Origin of the sequence: Leucobacter sp. M11 (assembly GCF_035726885.1) — a bacterium.
GTDB lineage: Bacteria > Actinomycetota > Actinomycetes > Actinomycetales > Microbacteriaceae > JAPFRB01.
On sequence record NZ_JAPFRB010000001.1, the window covers coordinates 640,343 to 645,056 of the forward strand.

Sequence of the window (4,714 nt, forward strand, 5' to 3'; positions counted from 1 at the left end):
GCCCGTGCGATGCAGAGCCGCTGACGCTGCCCGCCGGACAGGTTCCGGCCCCCCTGGGCGATCGGCGCTTCGAGGCCGCCGGGCAGGGCGCGCACGAAATCGGCGGCCTGGGCCACCTCCAGCGCGGCCCAGAGCCCCGCCTCGTCTGCGGCGCTGTCCGCGACGCGCAGGTTCGAGGCGACCGTGCCAGAAAAGAGCATGGCGCGTTGCGGAACGAGCCCGATCACGCGGCCGCGATCCGCGCGGGGCAGCTCGGCGGGATCCGCGTCGCCGATCCGCACCCGACCCCGGCTCGGCGTCGTGAAGCCGGCAAGGAGCCCGACGATGGTGCTCTTGCCCGAGCCCGTCGCGCCCACGATCGCCGTCGTGGTGCCGGGGGGAACCGAGAAGGAAATGTCCCGGAGGACCGGCTCCTCAGCACCCGGGTAGCCGTATGACACCCCGGTGAACGCGACCCTGTGCTGCTCGCCGACGCTCGCCTGGCCATCGCCCCACGGGGTGCCGGACGCGGAGAGCAGCTCGGTGATGCGTTCTCCGGCAACGACCGCGCGCGGGATCATCATCACCATGAACACCGCGGTCATGACCGCGACCAGGATCTGGATCAGGTACTGCAGGAACGCCGTGAGCGAGCCGATGTGCAGCTCACCCGCGGCGACCTGGTGCCCGCCGAACCAGAGCACCGCCGCGGAGGCCAGGTGCAGCACCATGGAGATGGCGGGGAACAGCAGGACGAACACCTGCCCCACCCGCACCGAAACCCGGGTCAGCGCCTCGTTCACCCGCCGGTACCGCTCGGCCTCGTGCGCTTCGCGGACGAAGGCCCGCACCGTGCGCACGCCGACGATGTGCTCGCGCAGCACCCCGTTGATCTCGTCGATCCGCCCCTGAAGCTCGCGGAACATGGGGAGCACCCAGAGCACCAGGCCCCCCACAACGATCGTCAGGAGGAGCACGGAGCTCCAGACCAGCCAGGCCAGGCTGACGTCCTCGCGCAGCGCCAGGACGATCCCGCCGACGCACATGATGGGGGCGGAGACGAGCGTGTTCAGCGTCATCAGCACGAGCATCTGCACCTGCTGGACGTCATTCGTGGAGCGCGTCAGGAGCGTGGGCACCCCGAACGCGGCGACCTGCTCCGTGCCCAGCCCGTCCACGGCGGTGTAGACCGCCCGGCGCAGATCGCGGCCGAGCTGCGTCGCGGCGCGCGCCCCCAGGACCACCCCGGCAACGGCGCTCAGCAGCTGGATGCCGCAGATGAGCAGCATGGTGCCCCCGGTCGACCAGATGACGTCCGGATCTCCCGCGGCGACCCCGCGGTCGATGATCACCGCGTTCAGCCCAGGCAGACTCAGCGCGGCCACGGTCGCGATGAGCTGGAACACGAGAACGCCGAGGATCCACCCCGCCTGGGGGCGGGCATATTTCAGGGTGAGACGAAGCAGTGTCATTCAATTCCCAATCTAACGTATTGAAAACGAACGTATCATAAATGTCTGTTACTCAACTCCGCGCCCGCCTCCCGGCCACCCGCGGGCGGCGACGACCCCCCGCCCAGGGGTAGCCGTGCCGCACAAAGGCCCCGGCGACCACCCGGCGGCCGCCCTCCACGTCGCCGTCAAAGAGCACCCGCCCCTCGGGCGACTCGATGCGCTGCCGACCCCCGAGGCGACGCACCGCACCAACGCGTGCGCGTTCCAGAACGCGAGCATCTCCCCCCGCGCGGATCCGAATCCGCTCAGCGCTCACGGCCACCTCGGCGCTCCCCTGGGTCACCAGAAAGGCGATCAGGGGCCCCACGAGGCCGAGCACCGCGGGGCGGCCAAAGACCACGAGCGGGGCATCCCCGGATCCCAGCCACCGCAGTGCCTCGGCGGCGGGCAACGACCAGGCCGCGGCCCCCCGCAGCAGCCAGGGCACAAGGAAGCCCAACCCGACGCCCACACCGCCCAGAACCGACCAGGCAAGCACCCGGGTCCCCTTCGTCATCCCCAGCACCGTTTCTCCGCCACGCTCCCGAGCCTCGCCCACGGCACCCACCTCCTCGGCTTGTATCTTTGGGTAAACGATCGTAACACGAAAGTTAGCTTAATTGCCGAATGCGCCGTGCCGAGCGGCGCCGCGACTTGAGCCCTCCGGCGGTTTCGGGCCCGGGTGACCCCGGGGCGTCGCGGACCCGGGCAGGAGACTCGGCCAGAAACGGCCTCGCGTGGCGGTGCTGGGATCGCGTATCCTGCCGACCGGGAGGCTCATATGCGATCTCAGGGCACACGGTTGGCAGCGGGGGCTCGGCACTCCGTATTCGCGCGCGCGGACGGCTCGGTCGTCGCCGCCGGGAACTCGCGCAGCGCCGAGTGCGAGGTCGGGAGCTGGACAGGGGTGATCGCGGTTGCCGCGGGGGCCGTACACCTCGCGACGAACACGGGCAGGTCGCACACCGTTGGCCTCCGGGCGGACGGGACCGTGCTCGCGACCGGCTGGAATCGGGACGGCCAATGTCACGTCGACCACTGGCGAGGTATCACGGCGATCTCGGCGGGCTGGCGACGCACCCTGGGGCTCTGCTCCGACGGCACCGTGCTCGCCGCGGGCCGCGCCGATGAGGGTGCCTGCGCCGTCGAGAAATGGCGGGATATCGTGGCCGTTTCCTGCGGGGACTGGCACTCGGTGGCCCTCCGCGCGGATGGCCGCGCTCAGGCCGTCGGCAATAACCGCCGGGGGCAGTGCGAGATCGAGGGCTGGCACTGTCTCACGAGCATCGCCGCCGGACACCTACTCACGGCGGGGCTGACCCGCGCGGGCCGGGTCCTCGTCGCCGGGGCCGTGTCCCCGGAGACGCGGGACACGATCGGCCGCTGGCGGAGCGTCGCCGCGATCGAGGCGGGCAGCCAGCACACCGTGGCCCTGCACGCCAGCGGCCGGGTCTCTGCCGCCGGAGACAACCGGCACGGGCAGTGCGAGGTGTCCGACTGGGACGGCGTGGTCGGCGTGGCGGCGGGCGCCGCGCACACCCTCGGCCTCCGCGCGGACGGCAGCCTGCTGAGCGCCGGGCACCCGGGCGACGGCCGCCGGGACCTCCCCCGCTGACCCCGGGGAGCCTCGCGTCAGGGCACTGGGCCCGGGGCGTCGGGTCCGTGACTGAACGAGCTGCCCGGTTCACGGCTGCCCGCCGGGGCAGCACTCGACGCCGCTACGCCGCGCCGTTGGCGTCGCGCCAGAGATCGAAGCCGAGCTTCACGATGAGCGCGGCCACGATGATCAGAAACAGCACCCGCACGAACTTCGCCCCGCGCTTGATCGCCATGCGGGAGCCGAGGAGGCTGCCCGCGATGTTTGCGGCCCCCATGATGAGGCCGAGCGGCCAGAGCACCGCGCCGAGCGGAATAAACAGCAGGAGCGCGCCCAGGTTCGTCGCGAAGTTCACAATCTTCGCCTGCGCGCTCGCCATCAGGAAGTCGTAGCCGAGCAGGCCGACCAGGGCGATGACGAGGAAGGTGCCGGTGCCGGGCCCAATCATGCCGTCGTAGAAGCCGATCGCGGCGCCCGCGGCGAGCGCGAGGAAGACGTGCTTCACCCCGCGGTATTTGAGCTTGGTCACGGCGCCCAGCGCCGGCTTGAACAGCGTGATCAGGGCCACCACGACCAGGGCGACCATGATGATGGGCGTGAACACCTCCACCGGCAGCAGAGCGGCGACCGAGGCCCCGCCCACCGCCGCCAGCAGGGCGACCGCCGCCATCGGCAGCGCGGTGCGCAGGCTCGGCCGCACGCTCCGGTAGTAGCTGATGCTGCTCGTGGCGGTGCCGAAGACGGAGGCGAGCTTGTTCGTCGCGAGCGCCTGCACCGGGGTCATGCCCGGCACGAGGAGCAACGCCGGGAGCTGGAGCATCCCGCCCCCGCCGACCACGGCGTCGAGCCACCCCGCGGAGAAGGCCGCGAGCACGAGGAGGAGCAGACCGCCCCACCCGAGCCCCTCGGGGAGGAGGGCGAACGGGGCGACAAGCTCAGTCACACGCGGGGTCCTTTCGGCTGGGGCGGCGGGGTGGGCGGGATGCGGAACTGCCGGTTCCTACTCCCGTTCCCGCTGCACCGAGAGTACCTCGGTCACGGTGCTTTCCGCGTGCAGGCGCGGGTCCCCCGGCTGCACGGGAACCGTGCCGGTGTCGGTCCGCGCGCCGCCGTGGGCCTTCGGGTTTCGGCTCATCCGCTGCTCCGCCAGTCGCGCGAGCCCCGACAGGATCAGGCACATCACGATGTAGATGCCGCCGATCACGAACGCCGATTGCAGCAGGGGCTGCTGGAACTGCGCGTTGCTGCTGAGCTGCTTGGCCAAGTAGAGCAGCTCGGGGTAGGTGATGATGAAGCCGAGCGCGGTGTCCTTCATCGTCACGACGAGCTGCGAGATGATGACGGGCAGCATCGCGCGCACCGCCTGCGGGAGCAGGATGAGCCGCATCACGCCGCTCTTGCGCAGGCCGACCGCGTAGCCGGCCTCTTTCTGGCCGCGGGGCAGCGACTCGACGCCCGCCCGCAGGGCCTCGGCAAGCACGGAGCCGTTGTAGATCACGAGCGCGATCACGACGGCCCAGTACGGGTCCATTCGGACCCCGACCGAGGGCAGCCCGTAGTAGAGCAGCATCATCATCACGAGCACGGGGACGGCGCGGAACAGTTCCGTGACCGCGGTGATCGGCCTACGGACCCAGGCGTGGTC

At 71.1% G+C, this 4,714-nt stretch carries 5 protein-coding genes; 1 reads left to right on the forward strand and 4 read right to left on the reverse strand.

What is annotated here, in order from left to right:
* Positions 1-1,451 (reverse strand): ABC transporter ATP-binding protein (locus tag OOT08_RS03315; protein ID WP_325091119.1); only part of this gene is annotated, 1,451 nt, incomplete at its 3' end.
* Positions 1,452-1,503: 52 nt separating this feature from the next.
* Positions 1,504-1,989 carry a YqeB family protein gene (locus OOT08_RS03320; RefSeq protein ID WP_325091120.1) on the reverse strand — a complete coding sequence of 162 codons (486 nt, stop codon included), beginning with the start codon at positions 1,987-1,989 and terminating at the stop codon, positions 1,504-1,506.
* A gap of 264 nt (positions 1,990-2,253) precedes the next feature.
* Here OOT08_RS03320 and OOT08_RS03325 point away from each other — a divergent pair, with 264 nt between their 5' ends.
* A complete protein-coding gene (locus tag OOT08_RS03325; RefSeq protein WP_325091121.1) occupies positions 2,254-3,087 on the forward strand; it encodes an RCC1 domain-containing protein in 834 nt (277 codons plus the stop codon).
* A gap of 103 nt (positions 3,088-3,190) precedes the next feature.
* On the opposite strand, the gene OOT08_RS03330 is transcribed toward OOT08_RS03325, so the two are convergent.
* Positions 3,191-4,012 carry a TSUP family transporter gene (locus tag OOT08_RS03330; RefSeq protein ID WP_325091122.1) on the reverse strand — a complete coding sequence of 274 codons (822 nt, stop codon included), beginning with the start codon at positions 4,010-4,012 and terminating at the stop codon, positions 3,191-3,193.
* A 57-nt stretch (positions 4,013-4,069) separates the two neighbouring features.
* Positions 4,070-4,714 (reverse strand): amino acid ABC transporter permease (locus OOT08_RS03335; RefSeq protein WP_325091123.1); only part of this gene is annotated, 645 nt, incomplete at its 5' end.